Origin of the sequence: Dysgonomonas sp. 511 (assembly GCF_010501105.1) — a bacterium.
Taxonomy (GTDB): domain Bacteria; phylum Bacteroidota; class Bacteroidia; order Bacteroidales; family Dysgonomonadaceae; genus Dysgonomonas.
Genome location: NZ_QVMQ01000100.1, coordinates 1 through 324 on the forward strand (window position 1 = coordinate 1; position 324 = coordinate 324).

A 324-nucleotide genomic window follows, 5' to 3' on the forward strand; every position below is an offset into this window, starting at 1 on the left:
GAGTCAAGTTTCTAATATTGCTATGTGGTCGAAAACTACCGGTCATATTATTGCCATGAACAAAAGCTTATATGTAAATTAGCAGTTGAAAGGCTGGGAAACAGACCTAGCCTCGGTGGTGGCTACCTCGGCCAAATACTTTGTCCGGCTGGAGGATAAGAGGGCTTGTAAGTCGGTTATAGCATCCAGTTCTTTCTCATGCAGGCGGTACACATCGCGCACATTCCTGAGCCAGGGGTTGAGTATCCCCAAATCATTCTGGGCCTTTTAGTTAGTTTGGATGGTTACCCTTTAGCCTACTGTGTCCATGAAGGGAATAAATTT

At 45.1% G+C, this 324-nt stretch carries 1 protein-coding gene; it reads right to left on the reverse strand.

The features are described from left to right. Nucleotides 1-78: 78 nt before the first annotated feature. Nucleotides 79-252: a hypothetical protein gene (locus D0T57_RS15980; protein WP_255490639.1), complete on the reverse strand. Its 174-nt coding sequence runs from the start codon at nt 250-252 to the stop codon at nt 79-81. Between the last annotated feature and the right edge of the window lie 72 nt (nt 253-324).